This window comes from Bradyrhizobium sp. LeoA1Lang, assembly GCF_055413685.1.
Genome location: NZ_JBVAPG010000476.1, coordinates 1 through 635 on the forward strand (window position 1 = coordinate 1; position 635 = coordinate 635).

General features: G+C 70.7%; 1 protein-coding gene. It reads left to right on the top strand.

All coding sequences use genetic code 11. The features are described from left to right. On the top strand, positions 1-635 hold a 635-nt coding region (locus ACZYOF_RS44200; RefSeq protein ID WP_463719652.1), incomplete at both ends, for a tyrosine-type recombinase/integrase.

The following is a 635-nucleotide window of genomic DNA, read 5'->3' on the forward strand; positions in this document are numbered from 1 at the left end:
TCGGTCGCGACGATCGAGCGCCGGCTCTCAGCGCTGGCCTGGAACTATACGCAGCGCGGGACGCCCTTGGACCGCATGGACCGGCACATCGCGACCGTGCTCGCCGGGATCCGCAACACCCACGCTGCCCCGCCCCGGCAGAAGGAGGCGGTTCTGCCGGAAGACGTGATCGCCATGCTCGAGACACTCAATCGCGGCACGCTGCGGGGCTTAAGGGATCGCGCCATGCTGCTGCTCGGCTTTGCCGGCGGCCTGCGGCGCTCGGAGATCGTCGGCCTGGATTGCGGCCGCGAGCAGACCGAGGACGGCCGCGGCTGGATCGAGATCCTCGACAAGGGCATGATCGTCACCCTGCGCGGCAAGACCGGCTGGCGCGAGATCGAGATCGGCCGCGGCTCATCGGACGCGACCTGCCCGATCGTCGCTCTGCAGACCTGGCTGAAGCTGGCCCGGATCGGTCACGGCCCACTGTTTCGCCGCGTCACCGGCCAGGGAAAGGAGGTCGGGCCGGATCGCCTGGCCGACCAGCAGGTCGCCCGGCTGGTCAAACGCGCGGCGCTGGCCGCCGGGGTGCGCGCCGATCTGCCGGAAGGCGAACGCGAGGAAAAGTTCGCCGGCCATTCGCTGCGCGCCGG